Genomic DNA, 19,214 nt, shown 5'->3' with positions numbered 1-19,214 from the left:
GCGAGCTGCAAGAAACCGTCATTGCGAGCGAAGCGACTTGTCCGCCGAAGCCTTTGGCGAAGGCGGAAGCAATCCACCTTCGAGGTCTCGTCGCTTCCGCCTTCGCTCGTTGAGCTACGGCGGACAAGTCGCTCCTCGCAATGACGGCTGTACTGTTTGTTGTTACCGGCCCTGCCGCCGGAAATATCGCTTGCAACGCTGCTCGGCTTCCGCGGCGGCGGCCTCCGGCGTCGCTGCGCCGGTGGCGACCGCTGCGCACATCTGAATCAGCACGTAATCAGCACTGACGGCCCCGGTCGCGGTCGAGATCGGGCCCTTGTAGCCGTCATAATAGGTGCTGTTCATCGTGTCCTTGAAGATCTTGACTTTGGGATCTTCCGACCACACCGCGGCGTCGGCATAGGCGGACAGCGGCTGCGCCCAGTAGCCGGAGTTGGCGTTGAGCCACGGCTCGTACTGTTCCTTCTCCAGCATGAATTGCAGGAATGCTTTCGCGGCGTTGGGATACGGGCTGTGCTTGAACGCCATCGCGTTCAGCGTCAGGCCGGCCATCGGCGAGATCTTGGCGAGGCCCTTCGGCAGCAGCTGATGCTCGCTGTCCTCCGCGATCGCGCGGGTCGCCGGGTCGTTCTTCAGCGAGAAATACAGCGACACGCCGTTGGCGGTCAGCGAGATTTCCTGCGAGGAGTAGGCGCGATTGTTAGAGACGTCGTTCCACGACGGCGTGCCGGCGATAAAGGTCGGGTACAGCTCCTTGACCCACTTCAGCGCGGCGATGGTTTCCTTGCTGTTGATGACGACATTGCCCTCCTCATCGAGCAGCGAGGCGTTGTGCGACCACAGCACCCAGTTGGCGAAGCCGTTGCCGTCGCCCTTGGCGTTGCCGAGCGCGAAGCCGGCGGGCTTGCCGGCCTTGTGCAGCTTCTGGCACAGGTCGAGGAATCCGGCATGATCTTCCGGGACCTTGTCGAAGCCGACCGATTGCACGATCGATTTGCGGTAGATCAAGGGGCGCCGGCGGTGGCCCCGAACGGCAGTCCGATCCAGGCGTCGCTCTTGTGGCGCTTGCCGTAGCGCTGCGCCAGCGGCAGCCAGCCGCCGTACCTCTTGCCGAGATAGTCGGCGACGTCGGTGAGCTCGATCAGCTTGTCGATGTAGATGTGCGGGGCGTCGGAAAAGCCGATGATGATGTCGGGGCCGGCGCCGGAGTTCGAGGTCACCGCGGTCTGCTGGTTGATGTCCTCCCAGCCGACGAAATCGACCTTGACCTCGACGCCGGTCTTGTCGGTGAATGTCTTGGCGTTGGCGCGGAACACGTCCTCATCGGCCTGGACGAAGCGCACCGGGCGCAGCATGCGCAAGCTCGCGCCCTTTTCGATCGCAAGCTTCGGCGCGGCCACATCGGCGGCCTTCACCTTCGATGCATCCTGCGCCGAAGCGCCGGTTGCGGCGAGTGCGGCCGCGGATAGGCCCAGCGCCAACGCATCACGACGGGTGAGGTCGTTCCTCATCAATTCCTCCTGGTTTCTTGTTGCCTTCCCGGCGTTGATCGCCGGTGAAGGAGTTTCCGGTCATGTCGCGCGTATCGAGGCGAACCTGCCGCCATCGCGCAGACCGCGTGGGACAGGCTCGCCTTCGATAACGCGTCGCCGCCTAGCTGTTCGGACCGCGATCCATGCTGACAGGCTGCCAGCGTCGCAGCGCGGTGGTTTGCAGCACCGACGGGTTGACGCAGCTTACCGGCCACATGCCGGAGAGGACCAGTGACAATTCGTAGCCCACCCGGCGCTTGCGTGCCTCGTCAAAACGTGCCGAGGCCGAGGCGACGTGGGCGGTCAAGGTAACATTATCCATCCCGAGCATCGGATTGTTGTGCGACGGCGGCTCGGTCTCCAGCACGTCGAGCGCGGCGTGCGCGATCCAGCCCTCCTGCAGCGCCTTGATCAGCGCCTCCTCGTCGACGGTGGCGCCGCGGCCGGTGTTGATGAAGATGGCGGATTTTTTCATCTGGCGGAAATGCTTCTCGCTCAGCATGTGGTGCACCTCGGGGCGGGCGGGCGCGTGCATCGAGACGAAATCCGACCGCGACAGCACCTCCGACAGCGTCGCCGGCATCACGCCGTGGTCGTACATCAGCGTTTCCTGGATGAACGGATCGTAGGCCATCATGCGCAGCCCGAACGGCGCCGCGCGCTTCGCCACCGCGCGTGCGACGCGGCCGAACGAGATGAAGCCGAGCGTCTGTCCCATCAGCCGCGGAATCTTCAACAGCGCGGGCCGCCCCTCGGCCCAGCGGCCGGTGCGCACGATCTTGTCCTGCTCGACCAGGCGACGGAAGCCTGAGAGCAGCAGCATCATCGCGTGATCGGCGACCTCCTCGATGAACGTGTCGGGGATGTTGGTGACGGGAATGCCGCGCGCGGTGGCGGCCTTCACGTCGACCGAGTCGACGCCGACGCTGCCGAGCGTGATCACCTTGCAGTTCTCGAGAGCGTCGATGATCGTCTTCGTGATCGGCATGCCCTTGGCGTAGATCGCATCCGCGGTCTTCGCGGCGGCGATGAACTCGGCCTCGTTGGCCGGCGCCTCGACGATCTCGGCGCCGATCGGGTCGAGCGCCTCGCGTTCATAGTCGTAACCGCCGCCGGCAACCGTGAAGCTCGCGCCCTTCGGCGTCACCACCTTGAATTTCGACATTCGGCTCTCCCAACGTTGAGTTTGATTTTGTGTTCTTGCTTCTTGCTCGTTTGATTCTTGCTTGGGCTCGCGGACTTGCGCGACCAACGTATGCTTCTACGCGACCTCCGATGCGTTCTCTACAATCGCTGGTTGGTGATGAGGCGCAGTCCTCCGGTCTTCTACGGTGGATGGCCGTAACCAACGGGTAAAACGTCTCACATTACCGTGAGCGGAATCAATCCGCCTATCGCCTCGCGTTCCCCACCTCCGGAGATCCCCGTGAAGCTGTCCAACATGAAGATCACCCCCAAGCTCGGCATTCTGGTGGGGGTGACGCTCCTCGGCCTGTGCACGGCCGGCCTTCTCGCCGGATATCTGATGCAGCGTGCCATGCTGGAGGGCCGCATCGCGCAGACCAAATCGATGGTCGAGATGGCGAAGAACATGGCGGCGAGCCTGAAGAAGGATGTCGATGCCGGCAAGATGACGAAAGAGGCGGCGCTCGCCGAGTTCGGCAAGCGCGCCAACGCGATGACCTATGACAACGGCTCCGGATATTTCTTCGGCACGTCCTATGACGGCATCACGGTGCTGGCGCCCGATCCGAAGCAGATCGGCACCAACCGCATGGACGTCGTCACCAATGGCCGCAAGCTGTCGATTGAGCTGATGGACGGCGTCAAGGCCAAGGGCGAGACCCTGCTGTTCTACGAATACATGAAGCCCGGCCAGGAGACGCCGATCCGCAAGCTCGGCTATGCCGTCGCTGTCCCCGGCTTCGACATGTATCTCGGCACCGGCGCCTATCTCGAAGATATCGACGCCAAGATGCGCCCGATCGCGTGGCTGCTCGGTCTTGCGATCCTCGGCATCGGCATCATCTCCGGCTCGGTCGCCTGGCTGATCGGCCGCAGCATCTCGAAGCCGCTCGGCCTGCTCGGCAGTCGCATGCGCGAGATCGCCGACGGCAAGCTCGACGGTGATATCCCGGGCGTCGGCCGCGGCGACGAAGTCGGCGCGATGGCGTCGACGGTGCAGATCTTCAAGGACAATGCGGTGCGGATGCGCGGTCTCGAACAGGCCGAGGCCGAGACCCAGGCCCGCGCTGCGACCGAGCGCCGCACCACGATGGAGAACATCGCCGGCGACTTCGAGCGCAGCGTCAACGGCATCGTCCGCTCGGTGGCGTCGGCCGCGGCCGGCATGCAGACCACCGCGCAGTCGATGACCACAACCGCGAGCGACGCCAGCGCGCGTGCCGCGACCGTCGGCGCGGCCTCCGACTCAGCCTCCAACAATGTCGGCACCGTCGCCGCCGCGGCGGAAGAGCTCTCCTCATCGGTTGCCGAGATCGCCCGCCAGGTGGCGCGCTCCAGCGAGGTCGCGAGCAAGGCGGTAGCCGATGCCGAGCGCACCAATGCGACCGTGCAGGCGCTCTCCACTGGCGCCGAGAAGATCGGCGAGGTGGTCAAGCTCATTCACTCGATCGCCGCCCAGACCAATTTGCTGGCGCTGAACGCCACTATCGAGGCGGCGCGCGCCGGCGAATCCGGCCGCGGCTTTGCGGTGGTCGCCTCCGAAGTGAAGGCGCTCGCCAACCAGACCGCGAAGGCGACCGAGGAGATCTCGGCGCAGGTCGCGGCGATGCAGGCTTCGACCGGCGAGGCGGTGACCTCGATCGGCGGCATCACCGAAACCATCGCCCAGATGAGCGAGATCACCTCCTCGATCTCGACCGCGATCGACCAGCAGGGCGATGCGACGCGCGAGATCGCGCGCAACATCCAGCAGGTCGCGGCCGGTTCGAGCGAGATCTCGGCTCATATCGGCGGCGTCACCACCGCGGCCGCCGCCACCGGCACCGCGGCGAGCGACGTGCTGGCGAATGCCCGCGAGCTCGACACCCAGTCCGGCATGCTCCGCGATGCGGTCGACGGCTTCCTGCAAAAGGTGCGCGCGGCGTAAGACGCTTTGTAGGGTGGGCAAAGGCGCCTCTTGGCGCCGTGCCCACCACTTCTTGCCTCGCTCTTGATGGTGGGCACGCTTCGCTTTGCCCACCCTACGATTTCACGCTGCGATCAGAACCGGTAGCATGGGTAGAGCGCAGCGAAACCCATCACCTTAGCCGAGGCGCGAGACGGTGGGTTTCGCTTCGCTCTACCCACCCTACGCACTTACTGCTTCTCGATCCCGGCGTCGGTGATCAGCCTTTCCCACAGCACGAGCTGCTCCTTGAGGAAGGCGTCGAACTCTTCCGGCGTGCCGGAGAACGCCTCCATGCCGCGCTCGGCGAGCTGGCTCTTGATGTCGGGCCGCTCGACAATCTTGCGGATCTCCGCGTTCAGGCGGGCGACGATCTCCTTCGGCATGTTGGCGGGGCCGAAATAGCCCTGCCACGAGGTGATGTCGAAGCCCTTCACGGTCTCGTCCATCGTGGGCAGCTCCGGCAGCAGCGCCGACTTCCGCTTGGTGGTGACGGCGAGCGCCTTCAGCGCCTTGGCGTTGACATGCGGCAGCCCGGTCGTGACATCCACGAACATCATCGAGACGCGGCCGGCGATGACGTCGGTGAGCGCCGGCGGCGAGCTCTTGTAGGGCACGTGCAACAGGTCGATGCCGGCGAGGCGGGCGAAGGTCGCGCCGGAGACGATCGCCGACGACGAGCCGCTGGCGTAGGAGTACTTGCCCGGCTCCTTCTTGGCGAGCGCGATCAGCTCGGCGACCGAGTTCGCCGGGATCTCCGGATTGATGACAAGCATGAACGGCAGGTCGCCGGTGCGCGCGATCGGCGTGAAGTCCTTGACCGGGTCGTAGCTCAGGGTCTTGAGCAGAAAGGGATTGGCCGAATGCGTCGTGTTCGTGGTGACGAACAGCGTATAGCCGTCGGCCGCGGAGCGCGCGACATAGCTCGCCGCGATCGAGCCGTTGGCGCCGGCCTTGTTGTCGATCACCATGCCGACCCCGAGCGCGACGCCGAGCTCCTTCGAGATCAGGCGCGTCGTGGTGTCGGTGCCGCTGCCGGCGGCAAACGGCAGCACCAGCGTGAGGTTGCGGTTCGGATAGGGGGCCTCTGCGGCGGCGAATGAGGTCGGCGCGAAAATGATGAGCGCCGCGGCTGCGGCGCGTGCAATGAGCTTGAACAATCCGATCATACCGGTGGCGTCTCCCCTGGCGCATTTGGACATATTGTTGGCCGGCAAGCTAGCCGGTCCGCGCCGAAAGCGGAAGCGCCGGCAGCGTCGCATTCAACCTTTGGCGGCCGACGCCTGCCGCGAGGCGATCACGACGCCGGCGAGCACCAGGGCGTAGCCGATCAGGTGAAACAGCGCGAGCTTCTCGCCGAGCAGCAGGATCGCCATCGCCGAGCCGAACACCGGCACCAGATGGAAGAACGGTGCGGCGCGGTTCGGGCCGATCAGCGCGACGCCGCGGTTGAAGAAGAGATAGGCGAGCGTGGAGGGGAAGATCAGCACATAGGCGAGCGTCGAGATGGTCAGAAGGTCGAGCTTCAGCGTCAGGCCGGCCGAAAACTCCCAGGCCGCAAACGGCAGCAGCATCAGCGCGCCGCAGCAGGTGGTGAACGAGATCAGCGAGAGCTGGTGGATCTTCGGCCGGCGCGGGATCAGCGCCGAATAGAGCCCGAACGACACCAGCGAGGCGCCGAACATCAGGTCGCCGCGGTTGAAGCCGATGCTGGCGAGTGCCGAGAAATCGCCGCGCAGGATGATGGTCAGCACGCCGGCGAGCGAGATCGCGATGCCGGCGAGCTGCGCGGGCGTCAGCCGCACGCCGAACAGGATCAGCGACCACAGCGCCACGAACAGCGGGCCCGCCGACTGGATCAGCAGCGCGTTCAGCGCCTCGGTATATTGCATGGCCCAGTAGGAGATCGCGTTGTTGAAGGCGAAGCCGACCGCGGACAACAGCAGCATCAGCGGCAGCGCGCGGCGCAGCTTCGGCCAGTCCTGCTTCAGATGCGGCCAGGCGAACGGCAGCAGGATCAGGAAGACGCCGAACCAGCGGATCGTGGTCAGCGTGATCGGCGGCACATGGCTGCCGACGTGCCGCGCCAGCACGATGTTGGCGGCCCAGAACAGCGACGTCAGGCTGAGCAGCAGATAGGGCTGGTTGTTGAGCCAGCCCAGCGGCGATCGATGCGTCGTCGGGACGGGTGCGGGCAAGGCGCGGAGATCGGTCATTATATTTGCGATGTTGCGCCCGAATCCGGTGCCGCGACAAGACGAAAGAAGGGATTGGTGCCATGCGCGCGGCCCCCGCTGCCAATCCGGCCAAGGCTGTCGTCACCCGCGAAAGCGGGTGATCCAGTATTCCAGAGACGCTGGTGACTCACTGAGATGTCGCGGCGTACTGGATACCCCGCTTTCGCGGGGTATGACGCCTGAGGGTGTGCGCCAGCCCGTCTATTTCTGCGGTCCCGACAACGAGATGTCGCGCTCGGCGCGGAACACGTTGCCGTAGAGATTGGCGATCCATTGCCGCCCCGCGGAGGTGACATTGAGATAGCGGATCGCCTTCGTCACCTGCGGCGCGACGCTGTTCCAGTAGAACTGGGGATAGAGGTTGACGATGTCGGCGGGCGATTCGTAGCCGAGCTGGCGGTTCAGCCCGGCCTCCTCGAACTCGTAATAGAGCGCGTTCGCCTTGCGGATGTAATTGGGATCGCCGAGTTGGCCGATCAGGTCGGCGGCGCGCAGCAGCGCGGCCTCCTCGTGGAATTCCTCGTCTGCGCTGGGAAAGCTCGCCGGGAAGCGCGTGCCCTCGATGGCGCGCGCAATCCGGCTCCGGTCGAGCTGGGCGATGCCCTTGATCCGCTCCATCACGAACATCTTCGAGCGGTCGACGTGATAGGGCAGCAGCGCAGCGTCCGACGCGCCGCGCGACAGCGTCACCTTGCGGCCGCTGGCATCGACCAGATAGCCGCCCTCGTCGTCGGCCTCGAACAGCCCGCGGACATAGCCGATGTCGTGGGTCAGGCAGGCGATGATGACATGCGCATAGTCCTCCGCCGTCATATGCGTGTGCAGGGCGCGGCCGCGCAGGATGTCGTGGCCGGCGAGCGTCACTAGCATGGTGTGCTCGACATTGTGATAGAGCGCGTCGCTGTTGCCGATGCATTCGAGCGCGATCCGCGCGATCGAGGGCACCATCTCGACGAGCTGAGTCTGCGAGGTGCCGAACCGGCGCTGCATGTAGTCGCCGAGAAACTTGCCGAGCGTGTCGGCCGCAAGTTCGGGCAGGGTCATCATGGCCTGGACCTCCGAAGGATCGCGTGGCTCAGCAAGCGTGAGGCCCGCAGCTCATTTCAGGGTAGCGGCGCGATGTGACATAATCTTTGCGGCCGGACCTTGTCCGGTCTTGCAGGGGAGTGGTGATGGGCGTCGATCTCTTGAACGTGAAGGGCCTGAGCGAGCTGGATCTCCAGGCGCCGGTGGTGATGGTCAACCTGATGCGGTTTCGGGAACGCTCGCTCGATGGCGACGGCTCCGGCTGGGACGCGTATCTGCGCTACAGCGCGCTGACCGTTCCAATGATCAGGGCGCGCGGCGGCACGCTGTTGTGGACCGGCAACGCCGAGACGATCGCGCTCGGCGATCCCACCAACCAGCAATGGGACTATCTCGCGCTGGTCTATTATCCCACCGTCTCGGCCTTCATCGACATGATGACCTCGGCCGATTACGAAAATCTCTGCGACCCGCACCGTCGCAACGGCTGCGCGGAGCATGTGATCATCGCGACCCGCGAGGCGTACAGCAAGTTCAAGCGCGGGTGAGCAGGGGCCACAGCCCTCGCCACGTCATTGCGAGCGAAGCGAAGCAATCCATGCCTCCACGCGCGCGGAGAGATGGATTGCTTCGTCGCTGTCGCTCCTCGCAATGACGGCTGGGCAAGGCACCCGCGCTCAGGGTGACGCCTTTGACAGCGGCGCAAGCGCCGCGTGGCAGGCCGTCTGGATCAACCGGCAGACCTGATCCCTCGACCGCCCCGCGCTCAGCGCGGCGAAGGTCGGATAGCTCGTCAGCGCGAAGATCAAATCGACCGCATCCCTGCGCGCCTGGCGCGATGCGGTCTTGTCTGCAATGCGGTCGACCAGCGCGGCGAGGCCCTTGCGGCGGCGCTCGTTGCGCTCGCGCACCGCTTCGGCGAATTCGGGATCGGTTGCCATCGCCTCGTTGAGCCGGGCCACCGCCGGGTCGCGGCCCCAGAATGCGCAGAAGATCTCGACCAGGCGGTCGAGCGCGGCGCGTGGATCGGCCATCGTCATGATGTCGGCGAGTTGAAACAGCCCGCCCTGTTGCGCGATGCCGTCGAACACCGCCTCCAGCAGCCCGCGCCGTGAGCTGAACTGGTTGTAGACCGTCAGCCGCGTCACGCCGGCGGCCTTCGCCACCGTCTCCAGCGAGAAGCGCGCGATGCTGTCGCCCTCGCGCAAGATCTTGGCGGCGGCCTCGATCACGCGGTCGCGCGTCTCGGCGGCGGCGGCGCTGCGCACCGAACTCACATAGGCGCGCGGCGGCATCCGCTTGCCTTCCTTTCGTCGAATTGATTATACATATTGTATATCTAATTTCCAGATCCCGTTTGGAGCCTTCTCATGCAAACCGTCCTCATCATAGCCCTCTCTTTCCACATCCTGTCATCGGTGTTTTGGGCCGGCTCGAGCTTCACGCTGGCACGTACCGGCGGCCTCGGCGGCGAGAAGCTGCTCGCCCCGCAGATCGGCGCCGCGACGGTCGCGATCGTGACCGGGGCCACGCTGTGGCAGCTCGTTCACGAGGGCTCGTTCGCGCTGGGCGAGAAGCTTCTGGCCCTCGGCGCAGTCGCCGCGCTGGCGGCCGCAGCAATCCAGATCATTGTCGGCGGCGGCGCGGTGCGGCGCCTGCGCAACGGCGCGGCCGACGAGGCCGGCGCCCGCGCGCGGCTCGCGATCGCGCAGCGCATCGCGGCCGCACTGCTTGCCATCACCGCGCTCTGCATGGGTGCGGCGCGCTACGCGTGAGCGCAGTCCCGCCATGGCTATCACGCGCGCGCCTAGAACTTCCGCACCAGGTCCGGCGTGATCTCCCTGAGGCTGCGGATGCCGAGCAGGGCGAGGTCGCGGTCGATCTCGGCATGCAGCAACGCGATCGCACGCGCCACTCCGGCCTCGCCTGCGGCCACGGCGGCATAGAGGAAGGGGCGGCCGATGAAGACGAAGTCGGCCCCGAGCGCGAGCGCCTTGATCACGTCGGTGCCGCGGCGGATGCCGCCGTCCATCATCACGGTCATGCCGCCGGCCTGCGTCGCGATCTCCGGCAGCGTCCGCAGCGCGGAGACGGCGTAGTCGAGCTGCCGGCCGCCATGGTTGGAGACGATCACGCCGTCGCAGCCGTGCTCGCGCGCCAGCCGCGCGTCCTCGGGCGAGATCAGCCCCTTGACCACGAGCTTGCCGCGCCAGCGCTTGCGGATCAGCTCGACATGCTTCCAGGCGAGCTGGTCGCGGTTGCCGATGTTGCGCATCAAATTCTTCGACAGCACCGGCGGACCCTGCTTGGCGTCCATGTTCTCGAAATGCGGCATGCCGTGGTTGAACAGCGTGCGCGCCCACGTGTTGAACAGCCAGTCGGGATGCGTGACCGTGTCCCAGGCGACGCGCGGCGTGATCGCGAGCGGCACCTGGAAGCCATTGCGGATGTTGTTCTCGCGGTTGGGCGGTACCGGCACGTCGGCGGTGACGACGAAGGTGTCGTAGCCGGCCGCCGCGACGCGGTCGACCAGCGGCTCGATGCGCGCATCGACGCCGGCGAGATAGGCCTGGTACCAGGCCTGCGGATTGGCGGCGCGGACCTCTTCCAGCGTGATCAGCGAGGACGCCGACAGGATCATCGGCACATTGGCCGCCGCCGCAGCCTTCGCCAGCACGATATCGCCGCGATAGGCAACCAGCGCGGACGAGCCCATCGGCGGAATGCCGAACGGCGACGCGTAGGTCTTGCCGAGCAGCGTCGTGGTCTGGTCGCGGCCGGAGACGTCCTTCAGCACCCGCGGCACGAAGCCGTATTCGTCGAACGCCTTGCGGTTGTCGGCGCGCGCCGCATCGGTCTCGGCGCCGCCGGAGACGTAGCCATAGAGGAATTTCGGCAACAGCCGCCGTGCCTGCGGCTCGAAATCATCGAGCGTGAGGTAGCGCCGCAGGCGCCGCGGCACCGCGCTGGCGGCGCGGGTCACGGTTGCGGGCGGAGGGGAGGGCGCAGCGGTTCGGTCGTGCACGGTCGCGTGTTCCGTTGTTCTTGGTTCTTGCTTTTACGTTAGCGCCTGCGCGGCGTTCCGCCAAATCTTGCGTTGAACCCATTGACGGACTCGCTGACGTCGCCGAGCATCCTGCGCGCCTCGATCATGGTGGTGCGGGACTTCTTGTCGAAGCTCTCGATCAGCTCGCGCAGCGAGATCACGGTCGGCAGCAATTCGCCGCCATATTTGTCGCTGCCGAGGCTTTTGAGAAACGTCTCCGTCGCGGTCATCTTGGCGTCGACCGCGTCGACGCCGGCCTCGGCGGCGTCGACGAAGCCGGCAACCAGCTCGCCATTGCCCGACAGCGAGTTGGTGAAATTCTCGAAATTGCGCAGCGTGTCCTTCACCGCGGCCTCGTTCTCGGTGATCGCACGGTCGACATTGCGCAGCGCGACCCGCAGCTTCTCCTGGATGCCCATCGTGCCTTCGGGGTCGGCGGTCAGTTCGGGAATGCCGTCGGCGCCGGCCGGCGGCGGCGGCGCGTCGTCGGTGCCGCCGGTGAACGAGATCGCGGCGATCCCGGTCAGGCCCTGGAATTCGAGGCCGACCTCGGTGTCCTTCCGGATCGGCGTGTTGGCCTCGATCCGCGTCATCGCGACGACGCGGTGGTGGTCGAGCCGGATCGACACCACCTCGCCGACGCGGACGCCAGCAAAGTTGACGCTGCCGCCGCGGCGCAGGCCATAGGCCGAGCCCTCGAAGATCACGCGGAACGGCACCTGGCGCTTGATGCCGGCGTAGCGCTGATAGCCCAGCCAGCCGCCGAGCGAGCCGGCGAGCAGGGCCAGCGTCAGGGTGCCGATCATCACATTGCTGGCGCGCGCCATTCAGAGACCTGTTCGCGAAAACAGGCCTAGAGATAGCGGATTTGCCGCCGATAGTCACCGCGGTGGCGGGCGCCGTTCACGCCGCCTGCTTCCGCGAGGCCGCGAACACGCCGGCCAGCACCAGCGCAAAGCCGATGAAGTGGAAGGCCTGCGGATGCTCGCCGAGGAAGACGATCGACATGATGGTGCCGAACACCGGAACCACGTGGAAGAACGGCGCGGCGCGGTTGGCGCCGATCAGTTGAACCCCGCGGTTGAAGCAGAGATAGGCGACGGTGGAGGGGAACACTGCGACATAGAGCAGCGACAGAACATTGTTGACGTCGAGCTCCATCACCGGGCGGGCGATCAGCTCCCAGATCAACAGCGGGATCAGGCAGAACGCGCCGCAGCCGAAGGTGAAGGCGACGAACGAAAGCAGGTGGATGCTGGGCCGCTTCAGCATCAGCACCGAATACAGCCCGAAGATCGTCAGCGCGACGAGGAAGATCAGGTCGCCCTTGTTGAAGTCGATCTTCGACAAATTGGTGAGGTCGCCATGCAGCAGGATGACCAGGACGCCGGCGAGCGACAGCAGCACGCCGAACGCCTGCGCCAGGGTCAGCCGCACGCCGAGCAGGATCAGCGACCACACTGCGACGATCAGCGGCGCCGCCGACTGCAACAGCAGCGTGTTCAGCGCCTGGGTGTGCTCGAGCGCCCAGTATTGCATGGTGTTGAAGACGCTGATGCCGATCACCGAGAGCAGGATCATGGTGCCGAGCCGCTCGCGGATCGTGCCCCGGTCCCGCACCAGATGCTTCCAGGCGAACGGCAGGATGATCAGGAACGCGATGCCCCAGCGCAGGAACGACAGCGTCACCGGCGGAATGTGGCCAGCGGCAAGCCGGCCGACGATCGCATTGCCGGCCCAGCACAGCGCGGTGATGCAGAGCAGGAGATACGGCTGGTTGGCGATCCAGGAGCCGGACGCAGGCGTGGTGGCGGATTCGGAGGCAGACATTCAAAGGCCCGGTTCACGACGCCGCGGCCCGCCCGGCGCGGGTGCCGCCGGGCCGGAAATGACACGCCCGGCGCCTCTCACAGACACGGATTTTCGTGCCCTATCAATGGCAGTGGACGCATCGCGACCATGCGCCAGGCTGCCCTTGTGGCGCCGCGGCGGAACTTTCGCGTCAGGGGACGCCCCCCCGGTTTTTGGAGGTACCCCAACGAATGACCTAGTCGGCACGTGAACCAATGACCTAGTCTACACGTTATTGCAGAGCTAGAGTGGCGTTGCAATCAGAGGGCGAAAACGTGCGGCGAACCCAACCCGGCTATATGGCCTCGGCCTGCATCGAAGCGTTTCCGCTGGTCGCTGATCTCGCGACGAAAAGTGAAAGCCTGATGGACGTCCTGAAAATGCCGGCGCCGGGCGATAACGGCGATGACCGGCGCGAGCGCTTTGCCGCGCGCGCCAATTCGATCCTGGCCTTCGTCGAATGCTCCGAGCAGCTGCGGCCGAAACTGCGCGAGGCGATCGTCGAGGCGATGCTGTGGGCGCGGAAGCAGCCGTGAGTTACGGAAGCAGCCGTGAGTTGAAGCTGCCGGCCGTCGGTCTCGCTCTCCACTTCGCCTCTCCCGCTTGCGGGGGGAGGCCGACGCGCGTAGCGCGGCGGCTCTCTCCACAATGCGACTCGTGGAGAGAGCCCCCACCCCAGCCCTCCCCCGCAAGCGGGAGAGGGAGCGCAGTCGTTGCGCGGATGTAATTCAAAATCTCTCTAACCCTCGGCCGTCAGCGCCTTGATCTTCGCACCCGCCGCGAGCGCGGCGTCGTTCGGATCGATCTCGATCTGCAAGCCGCGCTGTCCGCCATTGACGAACACAGTGACATGGGTGAGCGCGGATTCGTCGATCGCGGTCGGCACGCGCTTCTTCTGACCGAACGGGCTGATGCCGCCGACATGGTAGCCGGTCAGCCGCTCGGCATCCGCCGGGCGCAGCATCTTCGCCGACTTGCCGTCCATCGCGGCGGCGAGCTTCTTCATGCTGACCTCGCAGTCGGACGGCACCACGGCGCAGACCGGTCTGCCGTCGACCTCGGCCATCAGCGTCTTCAGCATCCGGTTCGGCTCGACGCCGAGCGCCTCGGCGGCCTGCAGCCCGATGCTCTCGGCCGCGGAATCGTAGACATAGGTGTGGAGCTTGAAGGCGATACCGAGCTTCCGTAATGCCATCGTCGCTTGGGTCGAATTGGGCATCGCTGGGGCCTGTCTGGTAGCGGTCGACGATCATCGCAACATCTGTAGGGATCAATCGCCCACGGGGGTTACTCCGGGACCTCACAACATTAATTCTGCGAAGGCTATGCCGCGGGCCCCGGCCCATGGGGATTTTCAGGGGATATCAAAGGGTTGGAGCCCGTCCAAAAGGCCTAAAACGCCCCCTTCTTGCTTGCGCAGCCGACCCGCTTCCTTTATCCGATGGGGGGCCATGCGAGCGGCTCTGAGGCCGTGATGTCGGCTGGGCAAACGAAAGCATGATCGCCAACATGATCGTCCGGGCGGACGCGTTTCCGCCGCGATCGTGGTCTGAAAACACCTGAAGGGAACATCTTCGAAATGGCCAATGTTGTCGTCGTCGGCGCCCAATGGGGCGACGAAGGGAAGGGCAAGATCGTCGACTGGCTGTCGGAACAGGCCGACATCGTCGTGCGCTTCCAGGGCGGCCACAATGCCGGCCATACGCTCGTGATCAATGGCGCGACCTACAAGCTCGCGCTGCTGCCCTCCGGCGTGCTGCGCCCGCACAAGCTCGCCGTGATCGGCAATGGCGTGGTGTTCGACCCGCAGGCCTTCCTCGACGAGGTGACCAAGCTGAAGGGGCAGGGCGTCGCCGTCGGCCCCGAGAACCTGCGTATCGCGGAGAACGTCACCCTGATCCTGCCGCTGCATCGCGAGCTTGATGCCTTGCGTGAATCCTCCAACGCGGTGACCGCGATCGGCACCACCCGTCGCGGCATCGGCCCGGCCTATGAAGACAAGGTCGGCCGCCGCGCCATCCGCCTGATGGACCTCGCCGACCTCGACACGCTGCCGCACAAAATCGACCGCCTGCTGGCGCACCACAACGCGCTGCGCCGCGGCCTCAATCTCGAGGAGATCGACGGCAAGGGTATCCTGGCCGAGCTGACGGCGCTGGCGCCGCAGCTTTTGCCCTATGCCGAAACCGTGTGGCGGCTTCTGGACCTCAAGCGCCGCGAGGGCAAGCGCATCCTGTTCGAGGGCGCGCAGGGCGCATTGCTTGATGTCGACCACGGCACCTATCCCTATGTGACGTCGTCCAACACGGTGGCGGCGCAGGCCGCGACCGGAACCGGCATGGGCCCGGGCGCGGTCGGGTATGTCCTTGGCATCTGCAAGGCCTACACCACCCGCGTCGGTCAGGGTCCGTTCCCGACCGAGCTGAACGACGAGATCGGCGAGGAGATCGGCCGCCGCGGCAAGGAATTCGGTGTCAACACCGGGCGCAAGCGGCGCTGCGGCTGGTTCGACGCCATGCTGGTGCGGCAGACGGTCCGGACCTGCGGCATTGCCGGGCTGGCGCTGACCAAGCTCGATATTCTCGACGGTTTCGACACCATCAAGGTCTGCATCGGGTATAAGCTGGACGGCAAGGAGATCGACCATCTGCCGGCCGGCGAGGGCGCGCAGGCCCGGGTCGAGCCGATCTACGAGACCATCGAGGGCTGGAAGCAGCCGACCGCCAATGCCCGGTCCTGGGCGGACCTGCCGGCCCAGGCCATCAAATATGTGCGCCGGGTCGAGGAACTGGTGGGATGCCCAATCGCTCTTCTTTCCACCAGCCCGGAACGTGAGGATACTATTCTGGTACAGAATCCGTTCGAGGCTTAACGGGATATTACCTATATCCCACCAATTGTGTGGAAATGGCTGACTACTACCCGCTGATTGCCCGTGCCATTGCCGGACTGGATCCCAACGCCCCCGGCGAGAGCCGTCGTGCGCTCTATGAGCGGGCGCGGGCGGCGCTGATCCAGCAGCTCCGCAGCGTCCAGCCGCCGCTGTCCGAATCCGAGATCACCCGCGAACGGCTGTCGCTGGAGGAGGCCGTCCGCAAGGTCGAATCGGAGGCTGCCCAGCGCGCCCGCGAGGCCTCCCGCCCTGGCGGCGGCGCCCCCCGCGGCGGCGATGCGTTCCGCCGTGCCAATGCCCGGCCGCCCGAGGTCGCCGGCGCGGCTCCTCGTCCGCCGCGGCCGTCGACGCCGCCGCGCGAGACCGAACCCCGTCCGCCGCGCAACCTGCGCGCCGATGCGCCGCCGGTTCCGCCGCGCGGCCCGGCGCCACAGCCGCCCGTCCCGGATCCGCAAGGCGCGCCGCCGCGCGCCGGCGTGCCGCGTCGCGGTGCCGACAACGGCCCGCCGCCGCCGCTGCCGCAGGCACCCGGCGTGCGCGGCTTCCGCGACATCGCCGCCGACGCCGATGATCTCGGCCGTGCCGCGGCGCAGGCCAGCCGGAACGCGCGCAAGACCTACGCCAACGTGCCGTCGCCCTCGCCGGAATTCGACCGGCTCGAGCCGAGCATGGAGAACCGCGGCGCCGATCCCGACGTGCCGTACTCCTACGACGAGTCGGTCGAGGAGGCCGAGCGCTACGCACAGCAGCTCCCGCAGATGCCGCCGCCGCCGCGCTCACGGATCGGCAGCGCCGAACGTGAGCCGAAGAAGCGTGTCCGCACCGGCTCGATGTTCCCGTTCAAGAGCGCGATCGCGATCGGCATCATATTGATCCTGGTCGGCGCCGGTATCCTCTGGGGCAAGCAGGCCATGACCTATGTCAGCGGCCTCCTTAAATCGTCGCCGGCGGTCGAGGCGCCGAAGGATGCGGCCGCGCCAACGACGAAACCGAAGATCGCCGACCGCGTCGGCCAACCGTCGAGCGAGCAGGTTGCACCGGTCGCGCAGCGCGTCGTGCTCTATGACGAGGATCCCTCCGATCCCAAGGGCAAGCAATTTGTCGGCTCGGTGGTGTGGCGCACCGAACCGATCAAGGCGTCCGGCAACCAGAAGCCTGATATCGCGGTGCGCGCCGACATCGACATTCCCGACCGCAAGTTCAAGATGACGATGTCGTTCCGCCGCAACACCGATTCATCGCTGCCGGCGAGCCACACCGCGGAATTGACCTTCATCCTGCCTCAGGATTTCGCCAATGGCGGCGTCGGCAATGTGCCGGGCATCCTGATGAAGTCCAACGAGCAAGCGCGCGGCACGCCGCTTGCGGGCCTTGCGGTCAAGGTCACCGACGGCTTCTTCCTGGTCGGCCTCTCCAATGTCGACGCCGACCGCTCGCGCAACCTGCAGCTCCTCAAGGAGCGCTCCTGGTTTGACGTGCCGCTGGTCTACTCCAACCAGCGCCGCGCCATCATCGCGATCGAAAAGGGCGCGCCCGGCGAGCGCGCGTTCAACGAAGCATTCGCGGCGTGGGGGGAGTGAGGGGAGAACTCCTCGCCCTCTTCAGGCTTAATCCTCTGCTGCACTCCATGACAGCGTTCCCCGGATGCTGCGAAGCGCGCCGCGCGAGCGGCGTGATACGCTGCTGATCCGCGGTCCATCGGTATGAGGCGCCGCTGTGCGTTGCAGCGTTGTACGCTGCACCGCGTCGAGCACGCGCGTGCGGGATCAACCGATGCAACCCTCGCCCGATTTTCCCGTAGAACCGCAGCAGGACTTGGCTACACTGTTGTGGTGCTAAACAAGGGCGCGCCATGAAACGCTATGTCATCTTCGCAGCCATTGGGCCGTTCGTCGGCGGCTTCCTGCTCCTGCTCGCGACCACCTATCAGTCGGGCTACTGGAGCGAGACCAATGGCGGCGAGGTGGCGAAGCTGTTTGCGGTGTTCGGTAAGTCGCTGCCCTACAGCTACATGATCGGCATCGTGCCGGCGCTGATGTTCGGGGCGATCGACGACATCCTGATGCATATCAGGCGGATCTCGCCGGTGCTGCGGATGCTGATCATGGGCGCGGTGGGGTTCATCGCGGCGGCGCTGGCCTATGCCTCGCACGGCTCCGAGAGCGGGGCGAAGCAGTTCATCCTCTACGGGCTGGTCGGCCTCATCCCGGGCGTGATCTCGTCATGGCTGTCGCACCTCTATGCCGAGGGGCCGCAGCACGCGGTGACGTCGGCGCAGCACTGACCGACGGCATGCTGTGTTCTGTCTTGCCACCTCCCGGGGAAGGCACTATGGCCATTCGACGGATCGCGCGCGACCGCGGCGGCCGCTGCAATCTGCATCCCCGTGTTGTTTGTCGACGACTTTGAATGGCATCCGAGCTGAGCCCTATCGAGCGTGCGTCCCAGGACATCGGCCGCCGCCTTCGTCTGGCGCGCACCAGCGCCGGCATGAAGCTGTCGACGCTCGCTGAAAAGACCAAGCTGTCGGAGGCTTTCCTGTCCCGGCTCGAGCGCGGGCAGGTTTCAAGCTCGATTGCGAATTTGATCCAGATCACCGAAGTGCTCGGCCTCGGCCTGCACGATCTCTTTGCGGCACAGGATACGCCGGCCAAGACATCCGTGGCCGTGCATCACGCCGACACATCCGACATGGCCGAGATCGCGGCGACCGGGTACCGCTGGCGTCATCTGGCCGGCGGCGCGCCGCTCGATCGCATGGAGATGTTTCACCTGATCCTGCCGCGTCGCGAACGCATGCAAACCATGGTCTCGCATCCCGGGCAGGAATATTGCTACGTGATGGCCGGCGAGGTCCTGTTCTATGTCGGCGAGCAGGAGCATCGGCTGCGCGCCGGCGAGGGCATCTTTCTCGATTCGGCGTTGCCGCATCGGGCCGAGAACGCCGGCAAGGGCGAGGCGCACATCCTGATGGTGGTGTCGAAGACGCCGCATGACCCGGTCGCGTTCGACTGGTGGCGACCGCCGGACGTTCCCGCGAGCCGCGGCACCTTGCCGGGGCGGCCGCACGCCCCTGCCCGGACGGCGCGCCACCGTCGCGCAAAGACGAGCAAATAGCCGGCCGTCGCGTCGCTCGATGCGGCCATCATTGCGACATAGCGTTCCTTGATCCGACAACCCTCGATGTGAGGTGAGCACAATCGTCGGGCTCCCTCTCCCCTTGCGGGGGAGGGTGGGGAGAGGGGTGGCCCCGGGCGCTGGAGCGCGTGACGTCGCGATGCCAGATCAAGCGAGCCGGTATGAGTCGGCGCATCACTGCATCGATCGCGCAATTACTGGCAGCAGAGCAAGCGGCACCCCTCTCCCTAACCCTCTCCCGCAAGGGGAGAGGGAACCCTGACGCCGGTGCATCCCTTACGTGGACGCATCGTCATTACCCCGCGCGTTTGCTTCGGATCGTTCGCGCGGGCACGCGTCGCGACGCCTTCCGTCCGCAGGA

17 protein-coding genes and 1 pseudogene are annotated in these 19,214 nt (G+C 66.0%); 8 read left to right on the top strand and 10 right to left on the bottom strand.

The features are described 5' to 3' along the window. Positions 1 to 162: 162 nt before the first annotated feature. Positions 163 to 1,511, bottom strand: a pseudogene (locus ACFFWD_RS10780) (ABC transporter substrate-binding protein). A gap of 142 nt (positions 1,512 to 1,653) precedes the next feature. Continuing rightward, positions 1,654 to 2,697 (bottom strand): C-terminal binding protein, encoded by a 1,044-nt coding sequence (locus tag ACFFWD_RS10775; protein WP_376964746.1) that lies wholly within the window; start codon positions 2,695 to 2,697, stop codon positions 1,654 to 1,656. A 261-nt stretch (positions 2,698 to 2,958) separates the two neighbouring features. Here ACFFWD_RS10775 and ACFFWD_RS10770 point away from each other — a divergent pair, with 261 nt between their 5' ends. Further along, positions 2,959 to 4,644, top strand: coding sequence for a methyl-accepting chemotaxis protein (locus ACFFWD_RS10770; protein ID WP_376964744.1), 1,686 nt, complete (start codon positions 2,959 to 2,961; stop codon positions 4,642 to 4,644). A gap of 209 nt (positions 4,645 to 4,853) precedes the next feature. Here the strand turns inward: ACFFWD_RS10770 and ACFFWD_RS10765 are convergent, their stop codons facing one another. The 3 genes from ACFFWD_RS10765 to ACFFWD_RS10755 form a co-directional block, all read right to left on the bottom strand. Further along, a complete protein-coding gene (locus tag ACFFWD_RS10765) occupies positions 4,854 to 5,831 on the bottom strand; it encodes a Bug family tripartite tricarboxylate transporter substrate binding protein (protein ID WP_376964742.1) in 978 nt (325 codons plus the stop codon). A gap of 93 nt (positions 5,832 to 5,924) precedes the next feature. Beyond that, on the bottom strand, positions 5,925 to 6,878 hold the full coding sequence (locus ACFFWD_RS10760; RefSeq protein ID WP_376964740.1) for a DMT family transporter: 954 nt from the start codon (positions 6,876 to 6,878) through the stop codon (positions 5,925 to 5,927). Between the two features lie 222 nt (positions 6,879 to 7,100). Then, the gene (locus tag ACFFWD_RS10755) at positions 7,101 to 7,946 is read right to left on the bottom strand and encodes a metal-dependent phosphohydrolase (protein ID WP_376964738.1); all 846 of its coding nucleotides are present in this window, start codon (positions 7,944 to 7,946) and stop codon (positions 7,101 to 7,103) included. 125 nt (positions 7,947 to 8,071) lie between these two features. Between ACFFWD_RS10755 and ACFFWD_RS10750 the strand changes: the two genes are divergently transcribed. Next, entirely contained in the window at positions 8,072 to 8,473 is a 402-nt protein-coding gene (locus ACFFWD_RS10750; RefSeq protein WP_376964736.1) for a DUF1330 domain-containing protein, read from the top strand. Positions 8,474 to 8,602: 129 nt separating this feature from the next. Here the strand turns inward: ACFFWD_RS10750 and ACFFWD_RS10745 are convergent, their stop codons facing one another. Then, complete coding sequence (locus ACFFWD_RS10745) at positions 8,603 to 9,220, bottom strand: TetR/AcrR family transcriptional regulator (protein ID WP_376964734.1); 618 nt, start codon at positions 9,218 to 9,220, stop codon at positions 8,603 to 8,605. A 75-nt stretch (positions 9,221 to 9,295) separates the two neighbouring features. On the opposite strand from ACFFWD_RS10745, the gene ACFFWD_RS10740 reads away from it, so the two are divergent. Continuing rightward, positions 9,296 to 9,700: a hypothetical protein gene (locus ACFFWD_RS10740; RefSeq protein ID WP_376964732.1), complete on the top strand. Its 405-nt coding sequence runs from the start codon at positions 9,296 to 9,298 to the stop codon at positions 9,698 to 9,700. Positions 9,701 to 9,732: 32 nt separating this feature from the next. Here the strand turns inward: ACFFWD_RS10740 and ACFFWD_RS10735 are convergent, their stop codons facing one another. The 3 genes from ACFFWD_RS10735 to ACFFWD_RS10725 all read right to left on the bottom strand — a co-directional run bounded on the left by ACFFWD_RS10735 (position 9,733) and on the right by ACFFWD_RS10725 (position 12,801). Further along, the gene (locus ACFFWD_RS10735; RefSeq protein ID WP_376964816.1) at positions 9,733 to 10,887 is read right to left on the bottom strand and encodes an alpha-hydroxy acid oxidase; all 1,155 of its coding nucleotides are present in this window, start codon (positions 10,885 to 10,887) and stop codon (positions 9,733 to 9,735) included. Positions 10,888 to 10,988: 101 nt separating this feature from the next. Beyond that, the gene (locus tag ACFFWD_RS10730) at positions 10,989 to 11,798 is read right to left on the bottom strand and encodes an MlaD family protein (RefSeq protein ID WP_376964730.1); all 810 of its coding nucleotides are present in this window, start codon (positions 11,796 to 11,798) and stop codon (positions 10,989 to 10,991) included. A 76-nt stretch (positions 11,799 to 11,874) separates the two neighbouring features. After that, a complete protein-coding gene (locus ACFFWD_RS10725) occupies positions 11,875 to 12,801 on the bottom strand; it encodes a DMT family transporter (protein ID WP_376964728.1) in 927 nt (308 codons plus the stop codon). Between the two features lie 296 nt (positions 12,802 to 13,097). On the opposite strand from ACFFWD_RS10725, the gene ACFFWD_RS10720 reads away from it, so the two are divergent. Further along, positions 13,098 to 13,358, top strand: coding sequence for a hypothetical protein (locus ACFFWD_RS10720; RefSeq protein WP_376964726.1), 261 nt, complete (start codon positions 13,098 to 13,100; stop codon positions 13,356 to 13,358). A 203-nt stretch (positions 13,359 to 13,561) separates the two neighbouring features. On the opposite strand, the gene ybaK is transcribed toward ACFFWD_RS10720, so the two are convergent. Beyond that, positions 13,562 to 14,041 (bottom strand): Cys-tRNA(Pro) deacylase, encoded by a 480-nt coding sequence (gene ybaK, locus ACFFWD_RS10715; RefSeq protein WP_376964724.1) that lies wholly within the window; start codon positions 14,039 to 14,041, stop codon positions 13,562 to 13,564. Positions 14,042 to 14,401: 360 nt separating this feature from the next. Between ybaK and ACFFWD_RS10710 the strand changes: the two genes are divergently transcribed. From ACFFWD_RS10710 to ACFFWD_RS10695, 4 genes are all read left to right on the top strand, one after another. Further along, positions 14,402 to 15,694, top strand: a complete 1,293-nt coding sequence (locus ACFFWD_RS10710; RefSeq protein WP_376964722.1) for an adenylosuccinate synthase — start codon at positions 14,402 to 14,404, stop codon at positions 15,692 to 15,694. Positions 15,695 to 15,729: 35 nt separating this feature from the next. After that, positions 15,730 to 17,295: a hypothetical protein gene (locus ACFFWD_RS10705; RefSeq protein ID WP_376964720.1), complete on the top strand. Its 1,566-nt coding sequence runs from the start codon at positions 15,730 to 15,732 to the stop codon at positions 17,293 to 17,295. Positions 17,296 to 17,567: 272 nt separating this feature from the next. Then, on the top strand, positions 17,568 to 17,999 hold the full coding sequence (locus ACFFWD_RS10700; RefSeq protein ID WP_376964718.1) for a DUF5413 family protein: 432 nt from the start codon (positions 17,568 to 17,570) through the stop codon (positions 17,997 to 17,999). 125 nt (positions 18,000 to 18,124) lie between these two features. Continuing rightward, positions 18,125 to 18,832 (top strand): cupin domain-containing protein, encoded by a 708-nt coding sequence (locus tag ACFFWD_RS10695; protein WP_376964716.1) that lies wholly within the window; start codon positions 18,125 to 18,127, stop codon positions 18,830 to 18,832. Positions 18,833 to 19,214 lie beyond the last annotated feature (382 nt).

It is taken from the genome of Bradyrhizobium erythrophlei, assembly GCF_042430365.1.
Lineage (GTDB): Bacteria > Pseudomonadota > Alphaproteobacteria > Rhizobiales > Xanthobacteraceae > Bradyrhizobium > Bradyrhizobium erythrophlei.
This window is presented reverse-complemented; position numbering and strand designations above follow the sequence as displayed.

Coding starts and splice junctions, on each gene's coding strand:
- ACFFWD_RS10695 (WP_376964716.1), top strand. CDS start 18,125: ATGGCATCCGAGCTGAGCCCTATCGAGCGTGCGTCCCAGGACATCGGC.
- ACFFWD_RS10705 (WP_376964720.1), top strand. CDS start 15,730: ATGGCTGACTACTACCCGCTGATTGCCCGTGCCATTGCCGGACTGGAT.
- ACFFWD_RS10750 (WP_376964736.1), top strand. CDS start 8,072: ATGGGCGTCGATCTCTTGAACGTGAAGGGCCTGAGCGAGCTGGATCTC.
- ACFFWD_RS10745 (WP_376964734.1), bottom strand. CDS start 9,220: ATGCCGCCGCGCGCCTATGTGAGTTCGGTGCGCAGCGCCGCCGCCGCC.
- ACFFWD_RS10755 (WP_376964738.1), bottom strand. CDS start 7,946: ATGATGACCCTGCCCGAACTTGCGGCCGACACGCTCGGCAAGTTTCTC.
- ACFFWD_RS10765 (WP_376964742.1), bottom strand. CDS start 5,831: ATGATCGGATTGTTCAAGCTCATTGCACGCGCCGCAGCCGCGGCGCTC.
- ACFFWD_RS10710 (WP_376964722.1), top strand. CDS start 14,402: ATGGCCAATGTTGTCGTCGTCGGCGCCCAATGGGGCGACGAAGGGAAG.
- ACFFWD_RS10760 (WP_376964740.1), bottom strand. CDS start 6,878: ATGACCGATCTCCGCGCCTTGCCCGCACCCGTCCCGACGACGCATCGA.
- ACFFWD_RS10700 (WP_376964718.1), top strand. CDS start 17,568: ATGAAACGCTATGTCATCTTCGCAGCCATTGGGCCGTTCGTCGGCGGC.
- ACFFWD_RS10725 (WP_376964728.1), bottom strand. CDS start 12,801: ATGTCTGCCTCCGAATCCGCCACCACGCCTGCGTCCGGCTCCTGGATC.
- ACFFWD_RS10775 (WP_376964746.1), bottom strand. CDS start 2,697: ATGTCGAAATTCAAGGTGGTGACGCCGAAGGGCGCGAGCTTCACGGTT.
- ACFFWD_RS10730 (WP_376964730.1), bottom strand. CDS start 11,798: ATGGCGCGCGCCAGCAATGTGATGATCGGCACCCTGACGCTGGCCCTG.
- ybaK (WP_376964724.1), bottom strand. CDS start 14,041: ATGCCCAATTCGACCCAAGCGACGATGGCATTACGGAAGCTCGGTATC.
- ACFFWD_RS10740 (WP_376964732.1), top strand. CDS start 9,296: ATGCAAACCGTCCTCATCATAGCCCTCTCTTTCCACATCCTGTCATCG.